This is a genomic window from Vibrio jasicida 090810c, assembly GCF_002887615.1.
In the GTDB taxonomy this organism is placed as follows: Bacteria; Pseudomonadota; Gammaproteobacteria; order Enterobacterales; family Vibrionaceae; genus Vibrio; species Vibrio jasicida.
The window spans coordinates 1,940,912-1,956,924 of the sequence record NZ_CP025792.1 but is presented as its reverse complement, the minus strand read 5'-3'; the positions used below and the strand labels follow the sequence as shown (position 1 = coordinate 1,956,924).

Sequence of the window (16,013 nt, the reverse complement as noted above, 5' to 3'; positions counted from 1 at the left end):
GAGTCGACAGATGCTACAACCTAAACGTACTAAGTTCCGTAAGGTTCAGACAGGTCGTAACCGTGGTCTAGCTAAAGGTACTGATGTAAGCTTCGGCGAATTCGGTCTTAAAGCTGTTGGCCGTGGTCGTCTAACTGCTCGTCAAATCGAAGCGGCACGTCGTGCAATGACACGTCACGTTAAGCGTCAAGGTAAAATCTGGATCCGTGTGTTCCCAGACAAACCAATCACAGAAAAACCACTTGAAGTTCGTCAAGGTAAGGGTAAAGGTAACGTTGAGTACTGGGTAGCCCAAATCCAACCTGGTAAGGTTATGTACGAAATGGGTGGTGTACCTGAAGAATTGGCGCGTGAAGCGTTCCGCCTAGCGGCTCGTAAACTGCCATTCAAAACTACATTTGTAACTAAGCAGGTGATGTGATGAAAGCACAAGATCTACGCGAGAAAAGCGTTGAAGAGCTTAACGCTGAGCTATTGAATTTGCTACGCGAACAGTTCAACTTGCGCATGCAAGCTGCAACTGGTCAGCTACAGCAAACTCATACTCTGAAAGCTGTACGCCGTGATATCGCACGTGTGAAAACTGTTTTGACTGAGAAGGCAGGCGCATAATGAGCGAAGTAAAACGTACTCAACAAGGTCGTGTAGTTAGCGACAAGATGGACAAGTCTATCGTTGTTGCTATCGAACGCATGGTGAAACACCCAATTTACGGTAAATACGTAAAGCGTACGACTAAAGTACACGCACATGACGAAAACAACACTTGTGGCCTAGGCGACAAAGTTGAAATCGCAGAGTGTCGTCCACTGTCTAAGACTAAGTCTTGGACATTGGTAAAAGTCCTAGAAAAGGCGAAGATGTAATCTTCACTATTCTATAGGTAGGAAAGCGGCTCCAAAAAATTTTTGGGGCCGTTTATTTTTTGACTACCCAATCACAAAAAAGGGTGGTACAATCCGCGTCTCTTTTAAGAGGCAGCCCGACCCGTGATGGGTCTAGTTATTAATATTTAGCGGAGCACTAACATGATCCAAATGCAAAGTATGCTGGACGCAGCTGATAACTCAGGCGCACGCAGCGTAATGTGTATTAAGGTTCTGGGTGGCTCACACCGCCGTTATGCACATATCGGTGACGTCATCAAAGTTACTGTTAAGGAAGCAATTCCTCGCGGTAAAGTAAAGAAAGGTGACGTTATGAAGGCGGTTGTAGTGCGCACCCGTAAAGGCGTACGTCGTCCTGACGGTTCTGTCATTCGCTTCGACCGAAATGCTTGCGTACTGTTGAATAACACTACTGAGCAACCAATCGGTACACGTATCTTTGGTCCTGTGACACGCGAACTTCGTGGCGATAAGTTCATGAAGATCGTTTCACTGGCTCCAGAAGTTCTGTAAGGAGCACGTAGAAATGGCAGCTAAAATCCGTCGTAATGACGAAGTAATCGTTCTTGCTGGTAAAGACAAAGGCAAGAAAGGTAAAGTAACTAAGGTCCTAGCAACTGGTAAAGTTATCGTTGAAGGTATCAACCTTGTTAAGAAACACCAGAAACCTGTTCCTGCACTAGGTATCCAAGGCGGTATCGTAGAGCAAGAAGCAGCTATCGATGTTTCTAACGTGGCGATCTTTAACGCAGCTACTGGTAAAGCTGACCGTATCGGTTTCCGTTTTGAAGATGGTAAGAAAGTTCGTTTCTTTAAATCTAACAACGAAATCGTTTCTAACTAATAGAAGTAATTTGGAGTTCTACTATGGCGAAACTGCATGATTACTACAAGTCGTCTGTAGTCGCTGAACTGACCAAACAGTTTAGCTACACAAGCGTCATGCAAGTCCCTAGAATCGAGAAAATCACCCTAAACATGGGTGTTGGTGAAGCAATCAACGATAAGAAACTGCTAGAAAACGCAGCTGCTGATATGGCAACGATCTCTGGTCAAAAGCCACTTATCACTAAAGCTCGTAAATCTGTTGCAGGTTTCAAAATCCGTGAAGGCTACCCTATCGGTTGTAAAGTAACCTTGCGTGGCGAACGTATGTGGGAATTTTTAGAGCGTTTAATCTCTATCGCACTTCCACGTGTACGTGACTTCCGTGGTGTTAGCGCTAAGTCTTTTGACGGTCGCGGTAACTACAGCATGGGCGTTCGCGAGCAAATCATCTTCCCGGAAATCGACTTTGATAAAGTTGATCGAGTACGCGGTCTAGACATCACTATTACGACGTCTGCTGGTACTGATGAGGAAGGCCGTGCTCTGCTGGCTGCCTTTAACTTCCCATTCCGTAAGTAAGGTGAAGGGTTACTGTTATGGCTAAAAATTCAATGAAAGCACGTGAAGCAAAACGTGCGAAGCTAGTAGCTAAGTTCGCTGAAAAGCGTGCAGCGCTAAAAGCTATCATCAGCGATGTAAACGCATCTGAAGAAGATCGTTGGAATGCGGTTCTTACACTGCAATCTCTTCCACGTGATTCAAGTGCATCACGTCAGCGCAACCGTTGTAACCAAACTGGTCGTCCACACGGTTACCTACGTAAGTTCGGTCTAAGCCGTATTAAGGTTCGTGAAGCTTGCATGAAAGGCGAGATTCCGGGTCTTCGTAAGGCTAGCTGGTAATTGCCACTTAATCATTTGGAGTAAATCATATGAGCATGCAAGATCCGATTTCGGATATGCTGACCCGCGTTCGTAACGGTCAGGCAGCAAACAAAGTTGCTGTTAAAATGCCTTCTTCAAAGCTTAAAGTTGCAATTGCTGCACTACTAAAAGCTGAAGGTTACATCGTTGACTTCGCTGTTGAAGGCGAAGCAAAACCTGAGCTAGAAGTTACACTTAAGTACTTCCAAGCAAAACCAGTAATCGAGCAACTTAAACGTGTTTCTCGTCCAGGTCTACGTGTTTACAAGAAGAAAGATCAACTTCCTTCTGTAATGGGTGGTCTTGGTATTGCTATCGTTTCAACTTCCAAGGGTCTTATGTCAGACCGCGCTGCACGTAAAGCAGGTCTTGGTGGTGAAATCATCTGCTACGTAGCTTAATAGGAGTAGAATATGTCTCGTGTTGCTAAGGCACCTGTCGCTATTCCAGCTGGCGTAGAGGTGAAACTAAACGGCCAAGAAATCACTGTAAAAGGTGCGAAGGGCGAACTAACACGCGTTGTTAACAATGCAGTTGTTGTTGCTCAGGAAGAAAACAACCTAACTTTCGGTCCTAAAGAAGGTTTTGCTAACGCATGGGCACAAGCTGGTACAGCTCGCGCTCTAGTTAACAACATGGTTGTTGGTGTTACTGAAGGCTTTACTAAGAAGCTAACTCTTAAAGGTGTTGGTTACCGTGCTGCTATTAAAGGCAACGCTGTAGGTCTAACACTAGGCTTCTCTCACCCAGTTGAGCACGAGTTGCCAGCGGGTATTAAAGCTGAATGTCCAAGCCAAACTGAAATCATCATTACTGGTTGTGATAAGCAACTAGTTGGTCAAGTTGCGGCTGACATTCGTTCTTACCGTCAACCTGAGCCTTACAAAGGTAAAGGTGTTCGTTACGCAGATGAAAATGTGCGTACTAAAGAAGCTAAGAAGAAGTAAGGTAACACTATGGATAAGAAAGCATCTCGCATCCGTCGTGCTACACGCGCACGTCGTAAGATTGCAGAACTGGGTGCGACTCGCCTAGTTGTACACCGTACTCCTCGTCACGTGTACGCACAGGTTATCGCGGCTAATGGCTCTGAGGTTATCGCAGCAGCTTCTACTGTAGAAAAAGCGATCCGTGAGCAAGTGAAATACACTGGTAACGTTGATGCAGCTAAAGCAGTAGGTAAAGCTGTTGCTGAGCGCGCTCTTGAAAAAGGCGTAACTGCAGTTGCATTTGATCGTTCTGGTTTCCAATACCACGGTCGAGTAGCGGCGCTAGCAGAATCTGCTCGCGAAGCTGGTCTGAAATTCTAAGGTAGGGTTGGAAGATGGCTAAAGAACAACAAGTTCAAGCGAATGATTTGCAAGAAAAATTAATCGCAGTTAACCGTGTTTCTAAAACGGTTAAAGGCGGTCGAATCATGAGCTTCACTGCACTAACAGTAGTTGGTGACGGTAACGGTCGTGTAGGTTTCGGTTACGGCAAAGCTCGTGAAGTACCTGCAGCGATTCAAAAAGCAATGGAAAAAGCGCGTCGTAACATGACTACTATCGCGCTAAACGAAGGCACTCTTCACCACCCAGTGAAAGGTCGCCATTCGGGCTCTAAAGTTTACATGCAGCCTGCTGCTGAAGGTACTGGTGTTATCGCAGGTGGTGCGATGCGTGCAGTACTAGAAGTTGCTGGTGTACACAACGTACTATCTAAAGCATACGGTTCTACGAACCCTATCAACATCGTTCGTGCAACGATCGATGCACTAGGTAGCATGAAGTCGCCAGAAATGGTTGCTGCTAAACGTGGTCTAACTGTTGAAGCTATTTCGGAGTAAGAACACCATGGCAACTATTAAAGTAACTCAAACTAAAAGCTCAATTGGTCGCCTGCCAAAGCACAAAGCTACTTTGCGCGGTCTAGGCCTTCGTAAAATCAACCACACAGTAGAACTTGAAGATACTCCGTGCGTGCGCGGTATGATCAACAAGGTTTACTACATGGTTAAAGTTGAGGAGTAATCAGAAATGCGTTTGAATACTCTATCACCGGCTGCTGGCTCGAAAACTTCTCCGAAGCGTGTAGGTCGTGGTATCGGTTCTGGCCTAGGTAAAACTGGTGGCCGTGGTCACAAAGGTCAAAAGTCACGTTCTGGCGGCTCTGTTCGTCCAGGTTTTGAAGGCGGTCAAATGCCTCTAAAACAACGTCTACCTAAATTCGGTTTCACTTCTCGCAAGAGCCTAGTGTCTGCTGAAGTTCGTCTAGCTGAGCTAGCGAAAGTAACAGGTGACGTAGTTGATCTTAACAGCCTAAAAGCTGCTAACGTTATCACTAAGAACATCGAATTCGTTAAGATCGTTCTTTCTGGTGACCTAAGCAAAGCTGTGACTGTTAAAGGTCTACGCGTGACTAAAGGCGCTAAAGCTGCAATCGAAGCTGCAGGCGGTAAAATCGAGGAATAATCTCGAGGAACGAGGTACAGATGGCTAAGAAACCAGGACAAGATTTTCGTAGTGCTCAGAGCGGCTTAAGTGAACTAAAGTCGCGCTTGTTATTCGTAATTGGTGCACTTTTAGTATTCCGAGCCGGCTCATTTGTGCCGATTCCTGGTATTGACGCTGCTGTACTTGCCGATTTGTTCGAACAGCAAAAAGGTACCATCGTAGAAATGTTTAACATGTTCTCCGGTGGTGCACTTGAGCGTGCATCTATATTAGCATTGGGCATCATGCCGTATATTTCGGCATCTATTGTTGTCCAATTGCTAACTGTAGTTCATCCAGCGTTAGCGGAACTCAAGAAAGAGGGTGAAGCAGGCCGTCGTAAGATCAGCCAATATACACGCTACGGCACGCTTGTACTTGCAACATTCCAAGCTATTGGTATTGCAACTGGCTTACCAAACATGGTCGACAATCTGGTTGTAATGAACCAAACCATGTTTACGCTAATTGCTACCGTAAGTTTAGTAACCGGTACCATGTTCCTAATGTGGTTAGGTGAACAAATTACAGAGCGAGGAATCGGTAATGGTATTTCCATTCTGATTTTTGCAGGTATTGTTGCTGGATTGCCTTCTGCAATCGGTCAAACAATCGAGCAAGCGCGTCAAGGTGAATTGCATGTACTTCTTCTACTGTTAATCGCGGTATTAGCTTTCGCAGTAATTTACTTCGTTGTTTTCATGGAACGTGGTCAACGCCGAATCGTCGTTAACTACGCTAAGCGTCAACAAGGTCGTAAAGTATTTGCTGCACAGAGCTCGCATCTGCCACTTAAAATTAATATGGCAGGTGTTATTCCAGCGATTTTCGCATCAAGCATTATCCTGTTCCCAGGAACACTGGCTCAGTGGTTTGGTCAGAACGGTGAGAGCAGCGCGTTCGGTTGGTTAACTGACGTGTCTTTGGCTCTTAGCCCAGGTCAGCCTCTGTATGTAATGCTTTATGCAGCAGCGATTATCTTCTTCTGTTTCTTTTACACGGCGTTGGTTTTCAACCCGCGTGAAACAGCGGATAACTTGAAGAAGTCCGGTGCATTCGTACCCGGTATCCGCCCAGGTGAGCAGACAGCGAAGTACATCGATAAAGTAATGACACGTTTAACCCTAGCGGGCGCACTGTACATTACCTTTATCTGTCTGATTCCCGAGTTCATGATGGTCGCGTGGAACGTACGTTTCTACTTCGGCGGTACATCACTACTTATCGTAGTCGTTGTTATCATGGACTTTATGGCACAGGTACAGACTCATCTGATGTCTCAACAGTATGATTCTGTGTTGAAGAAAGCGAATCTGAAAGGCTACGGTCGTTAATAGCGACGGTAGACTCAGTTTCAATTACGGAGTTTAGCAATGAAAGTTCGTGCTTCCGTTAAAAAAATCTGCCGTAACTGTAAAGTAATCAAGCGTAACGGTGTCGTTCGCGTGATTTGCAGTGAGCCAAAGCACAAACAGCGCCAAGGCTAATTAGCAGAAATTTTTACTTGAAAACGAAGGTTAGGTCGAGTATATTCCTCGGCCTACCTTTTGCGTGCAAAAGAAGTAGTATCCCGCAGCGTATCCATAACGGGCTTTGCTGCGGCTAATTCTTTTATAGAACCACTTAGGAGTGAATAATGGCCCGTATAGCAGGCATTAACATTCCTGATCAGAAACACGCTGTAATCGCTCTAACAGCGATCTACGGCATCGGTAAAACTCGCTCTCAAGCTATCCTAGCTGAAGTGGGTATTGCTGAAGATGTTAAGATCAGTGAACTAACTGAAGATCAGATCGATCAACTGCGTGATGGTGTAGCTAAGTACACTGTAGAAGGTGATCTACGTCGTGAAGTATCTATGAACATCAAGCGTCTTATGGACCTTGGCTGTTACCGTGGTCTTCGTCATCGTCGCAGTCTACCACTACGTGGACAGCGTACTAAAACCAACGCTCGCACCCGTAAGGGTCCGCGTAAGCCGATCAAGAAATAATCGGGAAGGTAGAGTACAATGGCTAAACAACCAACTCGCGCTCGTAAGCGCGTACGCAAGCAAGTTGCAGATGGCGTTGCGCACATCCATGCTTCTTTCAATAACACAATCGTAACCATTACTGACCGTCAAGGTAACGCTCTAGCTTGGGCTACTGCAGGTGGTTCTGGTTTCCGCGGTTCTCGTAAGTCTACTCCGTTCGCTGCACAGGTTGCTGCTGAGCGTTGTGCTGAAATGGCTAAAGAATACGGTCTAAAGAACTTGGAAGTTATGGTTAAGGGTCCTGGTCCAGGTCGTGAATCTACTGTTCGCGCTCTGAACGCTGCTGGTTTCCGCATCACAAACATCGTTGATGCTACACCAATCCCTCATAACGGTTGTCGTCCACCTAAGAAACGTCGTGTATAACGTTTTTTAGATTACTGGAGAAAGATCATGGCAAGATATTTGGGTCCTAAGCTGAAGCTTAGCCGTCGTGAAGGCACTGACTTATTCCTTAAGTCTGGTGTTCGCGCGATCGATACCAAGTGTAAAATTGATAACGCACCAGGTGTACACGGCGCTCGTCGCGGTCGTCTATCTGAGTATGGCGTTCAGCTTCGTGAGAAGCAAAAAGTTCGTCGTATGTACGGCGTTCTAGAAAAACAATTCCGTAACTACTACAAAGAAGCTGCACGCCTTAAAGGCAACACAGGTGAGAACCTGCTTCAGCTTCTTGAAGGTCGTCTTGATAACGTAGTTTACCGCATGGGCTTTGGCGCAACTCGCGCAGAAGCACGTCAGCTAGTTAGCCACAAAGCTATCCTAGTTAACGGTAAAGTTGTAAACGTTCCTTCTTTCAAAGTAGCGGCTAATGACGTTGTTTCTATTCGCGAGAAAGCTAAACAGCAAGCTCGTATTAAAGCGGCTCTAGAAGTTGCTGAACAACGTGAAAAACCAACTTGGATTGAAGTAGATGGTGGCAAGATGGAAGGTACATTCAAGCGTATGCCTGAGCGTTCTGATCTATCAGCTGACATCAACGAACAATTGATCGTCGAGCTTTACTCTAAGTAAGGTTTAAACTAAAGAGAGGACACAATGCAGGGTTCTGTAACAGAATTTCTTAAGCCACGTCTAGTTGACATCGAACAAATCAGCTCGACTCACGCAAAAGTAACTCTTGAGCCATTAGAGCGTGGCTTTGGTCATACTCTGGGTAATGCACTTCGCCGTATCCTTCTATCTTCTATGCCAGGTTGTGCTGTGACAGAAGTAGAAATCGAAGGCGTACTTCATGAGTACAGCACTAAAGAAGGCGTACAAGAAGATATTCTTGAAATCCTTCTAAACCTTAAAGGTTTGGCTGTACGCGTTGCCGAAGGCAAAGATGAAGTGTTCATTACTTTGAACAAATCAGGCTCGGGCCCTGTGGTTGCAGGTGACATCACCCATGATGGTGATGTAGAGATCGCTAACCCTGAACACGTTATTTGTCACCTAACGGATGACAATGCTGAAATCGCAATGCGTATTAAAGTAGAACGTGGTCGTGGTTATGTTCCAGCTTCTGCGCGTATCCATAACGAAGAAGACGAGCGTCCAATCGGTCGCCTACTAGTAGATGCTACTTACAGCCCTGTAGACAAAATTGCCTACGCTGTAGAAGCAGCTCGTGTAGAACAGCGCACTGATTTAGACAAGCTAGTTATCGATATGGAAACAAACGGTACTCTAGAACCTGAGGAAGCAATCCGTCGTGCAGCTACTATCCTAGCTGAACAATTGGATGCGTTCGTAGATCTTCGTGATGTACGTGTACCTGAGGAGAAGGAAGAGAAGCCAGAATTCGATCCGATCCTACTGCGTCCTGTAGACGATCTTGAACTAACAGTTCGCTCTGCTAACTGTCTGAAAGCAGAAGCGATTCACTACATCGGTGATCTAGTACAACGTACTGAGGTTGAGCTACTTAAAACGCCTAACCTTGGTAAAAAATCTCTTACTGAGATTAAAGACGTACTTGCGTCACGTGGTCTGTCTCTGGGCATGCGCCTAGAAAACTGGCCACCTGCATCAATCGCTGAAGATTAATCGATACTAGTTAGAAGGATTAGGTCATGCGCCATCGTAAGAGTGGTCGTCAACTCAACCGCAACAGCTCACATCGTAAAGCGATGTTTAGCAACATGGCTAGCTCTCTAGTACGTCATGAAGTTATCAAGACTACTTTGCCAAAAGCAAAAGAGCTACGTCGCGTAGTTGAGCCTTTGATTACACTAGCTAAGACTGACAGTGTTGCTAACCGTCGTCTAGCATTTGCACGTACTCGTGATAACGAAGTAGTTGCAAAACTGTTTAACGAACTAGGTCCACGTTTTGCTGCTCGTCAGGGCGGTTACACTCGTATCCTAAAAGCTGGCTTCCGTGCTGGTGATAAAGCTCCAATGGCTTACATTGAGCTTGTAGATCGCCCAGCTGCTGAAGAAGCTGCTGAGTAATCTCAGTTCGTAAGAACAAAAAAAGCCGAGCAATAGCTCGGCTTTTTTGTGTCTGAAATTTGTTTCCTAGAGATAATCGAGTATCGAAATTTTCTCTTTACCTTTAGCGGACTCACTCCCTTATCTCACATTTAAAATCACTACTGTTGGTTTTAAGTTTTTGATTTTACGTTTTTAGCTTTCCGCTCCCCAAAGCCCACTAAGGGAATTTAGCAACCCTTCACTTGCACCTTGGTCGCCTAAGTATCCTAAAATGACTGGAGCAAACTGGCTGATCATCGATGGGTCTAAGCCTAGTTTGTCGAAAGTGCTTTGGACAGCGCCTAAGTTTTCAATGCTCCCAAGTAGACTTTGAGCCCCTTGTAAATTTTCCATTCCCGGAATGAGCGATTGAAGCTCACTGCTATTCTGATCCGATAATTGGCCTTGCGCTAGAGCTAACAGTGCACCTGTGCCGCCGGCAGCTTGCTCAGTCGAGACGGGAAGTTGGCTCGTCAATAAATCCGTCAGCGGTGAAGATTCCACACCCATTCCCTCACTGACCATATCCATCAAACCACTTTGGGTATCTTTATCGGTAACGGCATCGAGAAAAGCGTGGGCAGTACCAATGCTCATTGAGAGCAAGGTTAAGGTGAGAAGAGTTTTACGCATAATACCTCCGTGTGGCTTGCGATTATTATTGTTGTTCCTTAGCCCAAGCATTTAGAGGTTACTTGGGAGACTACTCAAGATCGTTGAGCTCAAGTCTGTTTATTCTAGACAAAAAAAGCGGCGCTAGTGAGCGCCGCTTCGAATTTGTTATTGAGAGAGGTCTCAATTATAGGATGTCTAGTAGTTCTACTTCGAATACTAGAGCTGCAAATGGAGGGATTGCAGCACCTGCGCCACGCTCACCATATGCAAGGTCTTGTGGGATGTATAGTTTCCACTTAGAACCAACAGGCATTAGTTGAAGTGCTTCAACCCAGCCTTTAATTACGCCAGTTACTGGGAACTCAGCTGGTTGACCACGAGAAACAGAGCTGTCGAATACAGTACCGTCAGTTAACTCACCGTGGTAGTGAACGCGAACTTGAGCTGCAGCTGTTGGGATTTCACCAGTGCCTTCAGTGATGATTTCGTACTGAAGACCAGAGTCAAGAACGTTTACTTCCGGACGTAGAGCGTTGTCTTTTAGGAAAGCTTCGCCGTCAGCTGCTGCTGCTTTTGCTGCTTCTTGACGAACGGCTTCTGCGCGAGTATGAAGCTCTTGCAGTGCGTTGTTGATTTCGTCAATTTCGATTGATGGCATGTCGCCAGTTAGTGCTGTAGCGATACCTGCTGCGATAGCGTCAACGCTTAGACCTTCTAGACCAGAACCAGCAAGTTGCTGACCCATTTGCAGACCAATACCGTAACTTGCTTTCTGCTCTGCAGTTTCAAATTTAATTTCAGACATGAATGTCGCTCTTATTAGGAGTGATAAAGGTAACAGGATAGCAGTTTCGCGCTTAGGTTTAAATGATTGCGCATCAATGTGTCGATGTGAGGTTTAGGGTGTGACTTATCTCTTACTCCAAGTGAAATTTCTGCTAATTTACGCCAAATTACATTTTACTTTGGCGAAAAACATATACTCTCCGCGCTGGTATTTTTATACTGACACTAGAAGTATTAAGGGACTCATCAGAATGAATCGTCGCAGAAAGAAAAAGCAGCAAGTCGACCAAGTCGAGTTGATGAAGCAGAAATTCGCTGCTATCGACTGGAAGCAGCCTTTCAATAAAGAAAAGTGGCAAGAGCGAATGCAACCTGTCACCGAATTTTGGCATCGTCTTCCAAAGCTACATCAGCGAGCTTTAATGGTATTGGTACCTGTGGTGCTGGTACTTCTGATTATTCCAGTACCTAAAGATACTGAGCAGCTGATCGAGCCCCAAGCTGAGAAAGAGACTCAACGTGTGGCGATTCAACTTAACGCGCAAAGCTTGAGTGAGCAACGCTCTGCACAAAACGCAGAGCAAAAATCGGAACAGTGGAAAGAATACACGGTGAAAAATGGTGATACTCTTGCTCAAGTGTTCCGTAGTAATCAGCTTTCGATGGGCGATTTGAATGCCTTGGTAAAAATTGAAGGCAGCGACAAGCCGCTAAGTCGAATCAAGCAAGGACAATTAGTCCGCTTTAAGCTCGCCGATGATGGTAAGCTAGACATGCTGCAACTAGAAAAAAGTGGTGAGTCGGTGATGTTTTTCCGTTTATCTGATGGCACATTCGGTCGCAATAAGTAACGTTAAAGAAGAACTCCTAGAAGGCGCGATGATTCGCGCCTTTTTTGTTTCTAACTACTCGTTGCTTGTTCTCTGCCATTTACTATCCTTTTGTCTTGTTCCTGTTAAGAGGTTAGTTTCTTTTTCTTATTCCAAGGAAGAAGAGGCAACACGATCATCAAAATTCCCACTGCAGTGAGCCAGTCTGGAATCTCATCAAACCACCATATTCCAAAGAGTGTCACGAATACGAGCCCTGAGTATTCCGCCAAGGCAACCTCTCCGGCGGGGGCTTTTTGATATGCCAATACTGCCAGACCGTTATAGCTCAAAATACAGATCGCACTCGCGATTACCAGCGTTAGTTCCTGCCAAGTCATAGGTTGCCAATAAACCCCAGCTAATAGCGTCGACACAGGCAGGGAGAATAAGGTTGTCCACCAAAGCGTCGTGACGACAGATTGTTCGCTAGGCAGTTTTCTTACCAATATATTGAACATCGCCAGCGTGGTTGCTGTACCGAGTGCAAACAACGCAGCCCAATGGAAGTGATTTGGTCGGAGTACCACTAAGACACCAAAGAAACCAAAACCAGTCAGTAATACTTTTCTTAATGGTGGATGTTCTTTGAGAAACAGTACTGACAGTGGCAACATTAGAATTGGTGCGGCGTAAAAGACGGCGTTGGCGGTTGCGAGTGGTAGGTAAGTGACTGCGACCATCATGCACCCGCTACCAATCAATATTAGGTGCGCTCGCAACAAAGTAATAGGAACTTGCTTGAGGCTGCGTTTACTTGGGTTTTGTTTGAGGTAAAAAGGTAAGAGGATCAACAGTGAAGCCAATTGGCGCACAAACATGTATTGGAAGGGGGAAATTCCGCCTTCGATCAGTTTAACGGCAACATCGGAAAGTGATGCTGCCAAGTTACCGATAACCAGTAAGAATAGCGCCAAATGATGAGGTGACATTTAGTTTACTCGGCGCATATCCAAATGAGGGATACCATCCTCAAGGTAGCTTTCAGAAATAACTTCAAAGCCATGAGTCGCATAGAAAGCCACCAGGTGTTCTTGTGCGCCGATATCTATCGTTTGACCTGCCCAAAGCAGTTGGCACCGTTGTAAGGCTTGCTCAAGTAGTTCATGTCCCAGACCTCCGCCTCGTGCACTTTGTTTCGTCACCACACGACCAATACTCACATTGTCGTAAGTGGTGCCTGCAGGCAATAAACGAGCACAAGCGACGAGTTCATCTCCGTTATAACCCAACAAGTGATAGACACCATCAAGCGTATCTTTGCCATCGAGCTCTGGGTAGGGACAAGTTTGTTCTACGACAAAGACATCCACACGCAAACGCAGCATTTCATACAGTTGAGTCGTAGTCAGTTGAGTAAAAGGGAGGGCTGTCCAGTTGATCATTTCCAGTATCCATTAATAAGCGAATGCAGCTGACTTTACGTCGTTTTCTGCTATTACTCATTAACAATGGTTAATTTTAACTGGTCTTCGTGACAAATCTGGCGATAATGTGCCCTCTTTTCCATCCCACCTGAGGATATTTCCCTGTGAGCAAACAAACTTTTGACCAAGTAGGGCTTAATCCAGCGCTACTAGAGACGCTTGAATCATTGAACTACACCCATATGACGCCAATTCAAGCGTTGAGCTTACCTGCGATTTTGAATCAGCGCGATGTGATTGGTCAGGGTAAAACAGGCTCAGGTAAAACAGCGGCATTTGGTCTCGGCGTATTATCAAACCTCAACGTAAAGCGTTTTCGCGTGCAGTCGTTGGTGCTATGCCCAACCCGTGAGTTGGCTGATCAGGTGGCGAAAGAGATCCGTACACTAGGTCGCGGTATTCACAACATTAAAGTTTTGACCTTGTGTGGCGGTATGCCAATGGGGCCTCAAATTGGTTCTCTAGAGCATGGTGCACACATCTTAGTAGGTACACCTGGACGTATCCTTGATCATCTAGATAAAGGCCGCATCAACCTTGAAGAGTTAAATACGCTCGTGTTGGATGAAGCGGATCGCATGCTCGATATGGGGTTCCAAGATGCGTTGGATGCGATCATTGATGCAGCGCCTAAACAGCGCCAAACTTTATTGTTTAGTGCGACATTCCCAGAAAAAATTGAGCAGATTGCTCAACGTATCATGCAATCGCCAGAAATGATTAAAGTGGAAGCGACACACGATACATCAAGTATCGCGCAATACTTTTACAAGGTAGAAGGCTCGGAAGCTCGCGATGAAGCGCTGGCTAACCTGTTACTGACTCACCAACCGGAATCAGCTGTTGTGTTCTGTAACACCAAAAAAGAAGTGCAGAACGTGACCGATGAGTTGCATCATAAAGGGTTCAGTGTAATTGACCTTCATGGTGACCTTGAACAGCGTGAGCGTGACCAAGCATTGGTTCAGTTTGCGAACAAGAGTGTTTCTATCCTGGTCGCAACCGATGTTGCCGCTCGTGGTCTTGATGTAGATAACCTTGATGCGGTATTTAACTTTGAATTGTCTCGTGATCCTGAGGTTCACGTGCACCGCATCGGGCGTACAGGTCGAGCGGGTAGTAAAGGCTTAGCATTTAGCTTCTTTGGTGAGAAAGATGGCTTACGCGTTGCTCGTATCGAAGAATACTTGGATATGGATGTGATGCCAGCGACATTGCCTGCAAAGTCAAACCAGCAACCATATCAGGCGAAAATGGTGACCATTAATATCGATGGTGGTAAGAAACAGAAAGTTCGTGCTGGCGATATTCTCGGTTGCTTAACGGGCAAAGGCGGCATTACTGGTGCGCAAGTAGGTAAAATTCAATTGATGGCGATGCGTTCTTATGTGGCTGTTGAGAAGTCTGCCGCGAAGAAAGCATTGCAAACCATCAGCAACGGCAAGATGAAAGGTCGTCAATTTAGAGCTCGAATTCTGAAGTAGAGCGTTATTTTTAAAATAAAAGCGGCTACTTAGGTAGCCGTTTTTATTCGTTCTTCTTCTATGCTACAGCTTTAATCCTTCCATTACGGCCGTTGGTAGCTGTTGCTTAAAGTCGGCGATGAGTTCGACTTTGTCTTCCGATAATTCAAGTAGTTCACTACGAAGGTGGAACATACAGATCCCAAATTTCTCATCAAAGTTAGGCACCATAGAGGTTACGCCGGACGATGCGGCCTGTAGAGCAACTAAAGTCGGTTCAATGACGTGGCTTTGATACGTGTCGTCTTCCATAATGATGGTCGGAGAGTACCCTTGAATTTCCTCCATAACGGGTTCTATATGTGCAGTGATCAATGTTGCTGCTTTATTGTTGGCGGCATCACCAGCTGCTGCTTTTAGTTTTCCAAACATAATCCTCTTCCTTTATTCGTATTGGTTCACTCGCGTATAAAATCGGCGAGTGAGGTAAAAATATGGTTAAGGAGGGTGTGGTATATTTGGGTGTATATCTAGGTGGTAAATTTAATTTTTGCTTATACTTCAAAGTAATAGCTTTGCTTAGTAATAAGACTATGACTATTTGTTTTGATTGTTTTCTGTCAATATTATTTTAGTTTTACTTTTCGTGATGTATTTTTAATCGAGATTTAATACGACTCAAACTGATGGCGGTAATTCCCAAATAAGCCGCGATTTGACTATCAGTAATGCGCTGTTCTAGATCTGGATAGTGCTGGCAAAATAATTGGTAGCGCTCTTCTGGAGAGTAGAGCAACATAAAGCGTTCTTTGTTTTCTTTATGCATTAATTGAGCTTCGAGCAGCTTGAGGTAAATAGGGTGCTTCTCTGCTCGCCATTGATGTAGTACCTCTATGGGCAAGCAAAATAAATCACAAGGCGTTAGCGTTTCTAATAAATAAGGGGAAGGCTGACTCTTAATGAGTCCCTCAAAACCAATCACCCAATCTTTTTCCCAGTAGAACTCTTTACTGAATTCCTTACCTTTGTCGGTCAGGTAACTCGCGTGGCATAACCCCGCTAAAACAAAGTAAATATGAGAGCTGAATTCACCTTGGTGGTTAAGAATATGACGTGTCGGAAGTTCGAGTTGCTGGCCGTGTTCAATAAGTTGGTTTGCTTCGCTTTCGAGGAAGCCGTGATTGATTAGGTCAGAAAAAAGATCGTTGTGCATGTGATGACTCAGAAGCGGTTTTCTATATTCTAGC

The 16,013-nt window shown here is 45.3% G+C and carries 28 protein-coding genes; 22 read left to right on the top strand and 6 right to left on the bottom strand.

The window, feature by feature from the left end; all coding sequences use genetic code 11:
• The first annotated feature begins 10 nt into the window (after nt 1-10).
• From rplP to rplQ, 20 genes are all read left to right on the top strand, one after another.
• Complete coding sequence (gene rplP, locus C1S73_RS09210) at nt 11-421, top strand: 50S ribosomal protein L16 (RefSeq protein WP_005379577.1); 411 nt, start codon at nt 11-13, stop codon at nt 419-421.
• Complete coding sequence (gene rpmC / locus C1S73_RS09205) at nt 421-612, top strand: 50S ribosomal protein L29 (RefSeq protein ID WP_004410456.1); 192 nt, start codon at nt 421-423, stop codon at nt 610-612. Before rplP ends, rpmC begins: the two co-directional genes overlap by 1 nt.
• Entirely contained in the window at nt 612-866 is a 255-nt protein-coding gene (gene rpsQ, locus C1S73_RS09200) for a 30S ribosomal protein S17 (protein ID WP_038864900.1), read from the top strand. The genes rpmC and rpsQ overlap by 1 nt, the downstream gene beginning before the upstream one ends.
• Before the next feature lie 162 nt (nt 867-1,028).
• On the top strand, nt 1,029-1,400 hold the full coding sequence (gene rplN / locus C1S73_RS09195) for a 50S ribosomal protein L14 (protein WP_005489425.1): 372 nt from the start codon (nt 1,029-1,031) through the stop codon (nt 1,398-1,400).
• Nucleotides 1,401-1,413: 13 nt separating this feature from the next.
• Nucleotides 1,414-1,731, top strand: coding sequence for a 50S ribosomal protein L24 (rplX, locus tag C1S73_RS09190; protein WP_005435084.1), 318 nt, complete (start codon nt 1,414-1,416; stop codon nt 1,729-1,731).
• Between the two features lie 23 nt (nt 1,732-1,754).
• Complete coding sequence (gene rplE / locus C1S73_RS09185; protein WP_005528536.1) at nt 1,755-2,294, top strand: 50S ribosomal protein L5; 540 nt, start codon at nt 1,755-1,757, stop codon at nt 2,292-2,294.
• Between the two features lie 17 nt (nt 2,295-2,311).
• On the top strand, nt 2,312-2,617 hold the full coding sequence (gene rpsN / locus C1S73_RS09180; protein ID WP_004410442.1) for a 30S ribosomal protein S14: 306 nt from the start codon (nt 2,312-2,314) through the stop codon (nt 2,615-2,617).
• 29 nt (nt 2,618-2,646) lie between these two features.
• Nucleotides 2,647-3,039 (top strand): 30S ribosomal protein S8, encoded by a 393-nt coding sequence (gene rpsH / locus C1S73_RS09175; protein ID WP_005450567.1) that lies wholly within the window; start codon nt 2,647-2,649, stop codon nt 3,037-3,039.
• 12 nt (nt 3,040-3,051) lie between these two features.
• Complete coding sequence (rplF, locus tag C1S73_RS09170; RefSeq protein ID WP_038864901.1) at nt 3,052-3,585, top strand: 50S ribosomal protein L6; 534 nt, start codon at nt 3,052-3,054, stop codon at nt 3,583-3,585.
• 9 nt (nt 3,586-3,594) lie between these two features.
• Entirely contained in the window at nt 3,595-3,948 is a 354-nt protein-coding gene (rplR, locus tag C1S73_RS09165; RefSeq protein ID WP_005435088.1) for a 50S ribosomal protein L18, read from the top strand.
• 14 nt (nt 3,949-3,962) lie between these two features.
• On the top strand, nt 3,963-4,466 hold the full coding sequence (gene rpsE, locus C1S73_RS09160) for a 30S ribosomal protein S5 (protein ID WP_005435090.1): 504 nt from the start codon (nt 3,963-3,965) through the stop codon (nt 4,464-4,466).
• Between the two features lie 7 nt (nt 4,467-4,473).
• Nucleotides 4,474-4,650 (top strand): 50S ribosomal protein L30, encoded by a 177-nt coding sequence (rpmD, locus tag C1S73_RS09155; RefSeq protein ID WP_000201159.1) that lies wholly within the window; start codon nt 4,474-4,476, stop codon nt 4,648-4,650.
• 6 nt (nt 4,651-4,656) lie between these two features.
• Entirely contained in the window at nt 4,657-5,091 is a 435-nt protein-coding gene (gene rplO, locus C1S73_RS09150) for a 50S ribosomal protein L15 (RefSeq protein ID WP_038864902.1), read from the top strand.
• Nucleotides 5,092-5,111: 20 nt separating this feature from the next.
• Nucleotides 5,112-6,446: a preprotein translocase subunit SecY gene (gene secY / locus C1S73_RS09145; protein WP_005435093.1), complete on the top strand. Its 1,335-nt coding sequence runs from the start codon at nt 5,112-5,114 to the stop codon at nt 6,444-6,446.
• 39 nt (nt 6,447-6,485) lie between these two features.
• A complete protein-coding gene (gene rpmJ, locus C1S73_RS09140; RefSeq protein WP_000868186.1) occupies nt 6,486-6,599 on the top strand; it encodes a 50S ribosomal protein L36 in 114 nt (37 codons plus the stop codon).
• A 149-nt stretch (nt 6,600-6,748) separates the two neighbouring features.
• Nucleotides 6,749-7,105, top strand: coding sequence for a 30S ribosomal protein S13 (rpsM, locus tag C1S73_RS09135; protein ID WP_038864904.1), 357 nt, complete (start codon nt 6,749-6,751; stop codon nt 7,103-7,105).
• Nucleotides 7,106-7,123: 18 nt separating this feature from the next.
• A complete protein-coding gene (gene rpsK / locus C1S73_RS09130; protein WP_001118870.1) occupies nt 7,124-7,513 on the top strand; it encodes a 30S ribosomal protein S11 in 390 nt (129 codons plus the stop codon).
• Nucleotides 7,514-7,540: 27 nt separating this feature from the next.
• Complete coding sequence (rpsD, locus tag C1S73_RS09125) at nt 7,541-8,161, top strand: 30S ribosomal protein S4 (RefSeq protein ID WP_005383146.1); 621 nt, start codon at nt 7,541-7,543, stop codon at nt 8,159-8,161.
• Nucleotides 8,162-8,185: 24 nt separating this feature from the next.
• Nucleotides 8,186-9,178, top strand: coding sequence for a DNA-directed RNA polymerase subunit alpha (locus C1S73_RS09120; protein WP_005383143.1), 993 nt, complete (start codon nt 8,186-8,188; stop codon nt 9,176-9,178).
• A 26-nt stretch (nt 9,179-9,204) separates the two neighbouring features.
• Entirely contained in the window at nt 9,205-9,585 is a 381-nt protein-coding gene (gene rplQ, locus C1S73_RS09115) for a 50S ribosomal protein L17 (protein WP_005383141.1), read from the top strand.
• 174 nt (nt 9,586-9,759) lie between these two features.
• On the opposite strand, the gene C1S73_RS09110 is transcribed toward rplQ, so the two are convergent.
• Both C1S73_RS09110 and bamJ read right to left on the bottom strand, forming a co-directional pair.
• Nucleotides 9,760-10,239 carry a DUF2780 domain-containing protein gene (locus tag C1S73_RS09110; protein ID WP_038864906.1) on the bottom strand — a complete coding sequence of 160 codons (480 nt, stop codon included), beginning with the start codon at nt 10,237-10,239 and terminating at the stop codon, nt 9,760-9,762.
• Between the two features lie 166 nt (nt 10,240-10,405).
• On the bottom strand, nt 10,406-11,026 hold the full coding sequence (gene bamJ / locus C1S73_RS09105; RefSeq protein WP_038864908.1) for a BamJ family beta-barrel-assembly machinery protein: 621 nt from the start codon (nt 11,024-11,026) through the stop codon (nt 10,406-10,408).
• A 232-nt stretch (nt 11,027-11,258) separates the two neighbouring features.
• On the opposite strand from bamJ, the gene C1S73_RS09100 reads away from it, so the two are divergent.
• Nucleotides 11,259-11,858: a LysM-like peptidoglycan-binding domain-containing protein gene (locus C1S73_RS09100; protein WP_038864910.1), complete on the top strand. Its 600-nt coding sequence runs from the start codon at nt 11,259-11,261 to the stop codon at nt 11,856-11,858.
• A gap of 104 nt (nt 11,859-11,962) precedes the next feature.
• Here the strand turns inward: C1S73_RS09100 and C1S73_RS09095 are convergent, their stop codons facing one another.
• Together C1S73_RS09095 and C1S73_RS09090 are read right to left on the bottom strand one after the other, a co-directional pair.
• Nucleotides 11,963-12,808, bottom strand: coding sequence for a DMT family transporter (locus tag C1S73_RS09095; protein WP_038864912.1), 846 nt, complete (start codon nt 12,806-12,808; stop codon nt 11,963-11,965).
• On the bottom strand, nt 12,809-13,261 hold the full coding sequence (locus C1S73_RS09090; protein ID WP_038864914.1) for a GNAT family N-acetyltransferase: 453 nt from the start codon (nt 13,259-13,261) through the stop codon (nt 12,809-12,811). It lies immediately after the preceding gene.
• Nucleotides 13,262-13,407: 146 nt separating this feature from the next.
• On the opposite strand from C1S73_RS09090, the gene dbpA reads away from it, so the two are divergent.
• Nucleotides 13,408-14,787 (top strand): ATP-dependent RNA helicase DbpA, encoded by a 1,380-nt coding sequence (dbpA, locus tag C1S73_RS09085; protein WP_038864916.1) that lies wholly within the window; start codon nt 13,408-13,410, stop codon nt 14,785-14,787.
• 63 nt (nt 14,788-14,850) lie between these two features.
• Here dbpA and C1S73_RS09080 read toward each other — a convergent pair whose 3' ends face one another.
• Both C1S73_RS09080 and C1S73_RS09075 read right to left on the bottom strand, forming a co-directional pair.
• A complete protein-coding gene (locus tag C1S73_RS09080; protein WP_038864918.1) occupies nt 14,851-15,198 on the bottom strand; it encodes a hypothetical protein in 348 nt (115 codons plus the stop codon).
• A 205-nt stretch (nt 15,199-15,403) separates the two neighbouring features.
• Complete coding sequence (locus C1S73_RS09075) at nt 15,404-15,979, bottom strand: Crp/Fnr family transcriptional regulator (RefSeq protein WP_038864920.1); 576 nt, start codon at nt 15,977-15,979, stop codon at nt 15,404-15,406.
• Between the last annotated feature and the right edge of the window lie 34 nt (nt 15,980-16,013).

What these genes read in the sequence shown, in the direction of transcription:
- rpmC (WP_004410456.1), top strand. Translation starts at nt 421, where the DNA reads ATGAAAGCACAAGATCTACGCGAGAAAAGCGTTGAAGAGCTTAACGCT.
- C1S73_RS09095 (WP_038864912.1), bottom strand. Translation starts at nt 12,808, where the DNA reads ATGTCACCTCATCATTTGGCGCTATTCTTACTGGTTATCGGTAACTTG.
- rplN (WP_005489425.1), top strand. Translation starts at nt 1,029, where the DNA reads ATGATCCAAATGCAAAGTATGCTGGACGCAGCTGATAACTCAGGCGCA.
- rplR (WP_005435088.1), top strand. Translation starts at nt 3,595, where the DNA reads ATGGATAAGAAAGCATCTCGCATCCGTCGTGCTACACGCGCACGTCGT.
- C1S73_RS09075 (WP_038864920.1), bottom strand. Translation starts at nt 15,979, where the DNA reads ATGCACAACGATCTTTTTTCTGACCTAATCAATCACGGCTTCCTCGAA.
- rplX (WP_005435084.1), top strand. Translation starts at nt 1,414, where the DNA reads ATGGCAGCTAAAATCCGTCGTAATGACGAAGTAATCGTTCTTGCTGGT.
- C1S73_RS09110 (WP_038864906.1), bottom strand. Translation starts at nt 10,239, where the DNA reads ATGCGTAAAACTCTTCTCACCTTAACCTTGCTCTCAATGAGCATTGGT.
- bamJ (WP_038864908.1), bottom strand. Translation starts at nt 11,026, where the DNA reads ATGTCTGAAATTAAATTTGAAACTGCAGAGCAGAAAGCAAGTTACGGT.
- rpsQ (WP_038864900.1), top strand. Translation starts at nt 612, where the DNA reads ATGAGCGAAGTAAAACGTACTCAACAAGGTCGTGTAGTTAGCGACAAG.
- C1S73_RS09080 (WP_038864918.1), bottom strand. Translation starts at nt 15,198, where the DNA reads ATGTTTGGAAAACTAAAAGCAGCAGCTGGTGATGCCGCCAACAATAAA.
- C1S73_RS09100 (WP_038864910.1), top strand. Translation starts at nt 11,259, where the DNA reads ATGAATCGTCGCAGAAAGAAAAAGCAGCAAGTCGACCAAGTCGAGTTG.
- C1S73_RS09120 (WP_005383143.1), top strand. Translation starts at nt 8,186, where the DNA reads ATGCAGGGTTCTGTAACAGAATTTCTTAAGCCACGTCTAGTTGACATC.
- rplF (WP_038864901.1), top strand. Translation starts at nt 3,052, where the DNA reads ATGTCTCGTGTTGCTAAGGCACCTGTCGCTATTCCAGCTGGCGTAGAG.
- rpsN (WP_004410442.1), top strand. Translation starts at nt 2,312, where the DNA reads ATGGCTAAAAATTCAATGAAAGCACGTGAAGCAAAACGTGCGAAGCTA.
- rplP (WP_005379577.1), top strand. Translation starts at nt 11, where the DNA reads ATGCTACAACCTAAACGTACTAAGTTCCGTAAGGTTCAGACAGGTCGT.
- rpsM (WP_038864904.1), top strand. Translation starts at nt 6,749, where the DNA reads ATGGCCCGTATAGCAGGCATTAACATTCCTGATCAGAAACACGCTGTA.
- rpsD (WP_005383146.1), top strand. Translation starts at nt 7,541, where the DNA reads ATGGCAAGATATTTGGGTCCTAAGCTGAAGCTTAGCCGTCGTGAAGGC.
- rpmD (WP_000201159.1), top strand. Translation starts at nt 4,474, where the DNA reads ATGGCAACTATTAAAGTAACTCAAACTAAAAGCTCAATTGGTCGCCTG.
- rpmJ (WP_000868186.1), top strand. Translation starts at nt 6,486, where the DNA reads ATGAAAGTTCGTGCTTCCGTTAAAAAAATCTGCCGTAACTGTAAAGTA.
- rplO (WP_038864902.1), top strand. Translation starts at nt 4,657, where the DNA reads ATGCGTTTGAATACTCTATCACCGGCTGCTGGCTCGAAAACTTCTCCG.
- rpsH (WP_005450567.1), top strand. Translation starts at nt 2,647, where the DNA reads ATGAGCATGCAAGATCCGATTTCGGATATGCTGACCCGCGTTCGTAAC.
- rplE (WP_005528536.1), top strand. Translation starts at nt 1,755, where the DNA reads ATGGCGAAACTGCATGATTACTACAAGTCGTCTGTAGTCGCTGAACTG.
- C1S73_RS09090 (WP_038864914.1), bottom strand. Translation starts at nt 13,261, where the DNA reads ATGATCAACTGGACAGCCCTCCCTTTTACTCAACTGACTACGACTCAA.
- rpsE (WP_005435090.1), top strand. Translation starts at nt 3,963, where the DNA reads ATGGCTAAAGAACAACAAGTTCAAGCGAATGATTTGCAAGAAAAATTA.
- rpsK (WP_001118870.1), top strand. Translation starts at nt 7,124, where the DNA reads ATGGCTAAACAACCAACTCGCGCTCGTAAGCGCGTACGCAAGCAAGTT.
- rplQ (WP_005383141.1), top strand. Translation starts at nt 9,205, where the DNA reads ATGCGCCATCGTAAGAGTGGTCGTCAACTCAACCGCAACAGCTCACAT.
- secY (WP_005435093.1), top strand. Translation starts at nt 5,112, where the DNA reads ATGGCTAAGAAACCAGGACAAGATTTTCGTAGTGCTCAGAGCGGCTTA.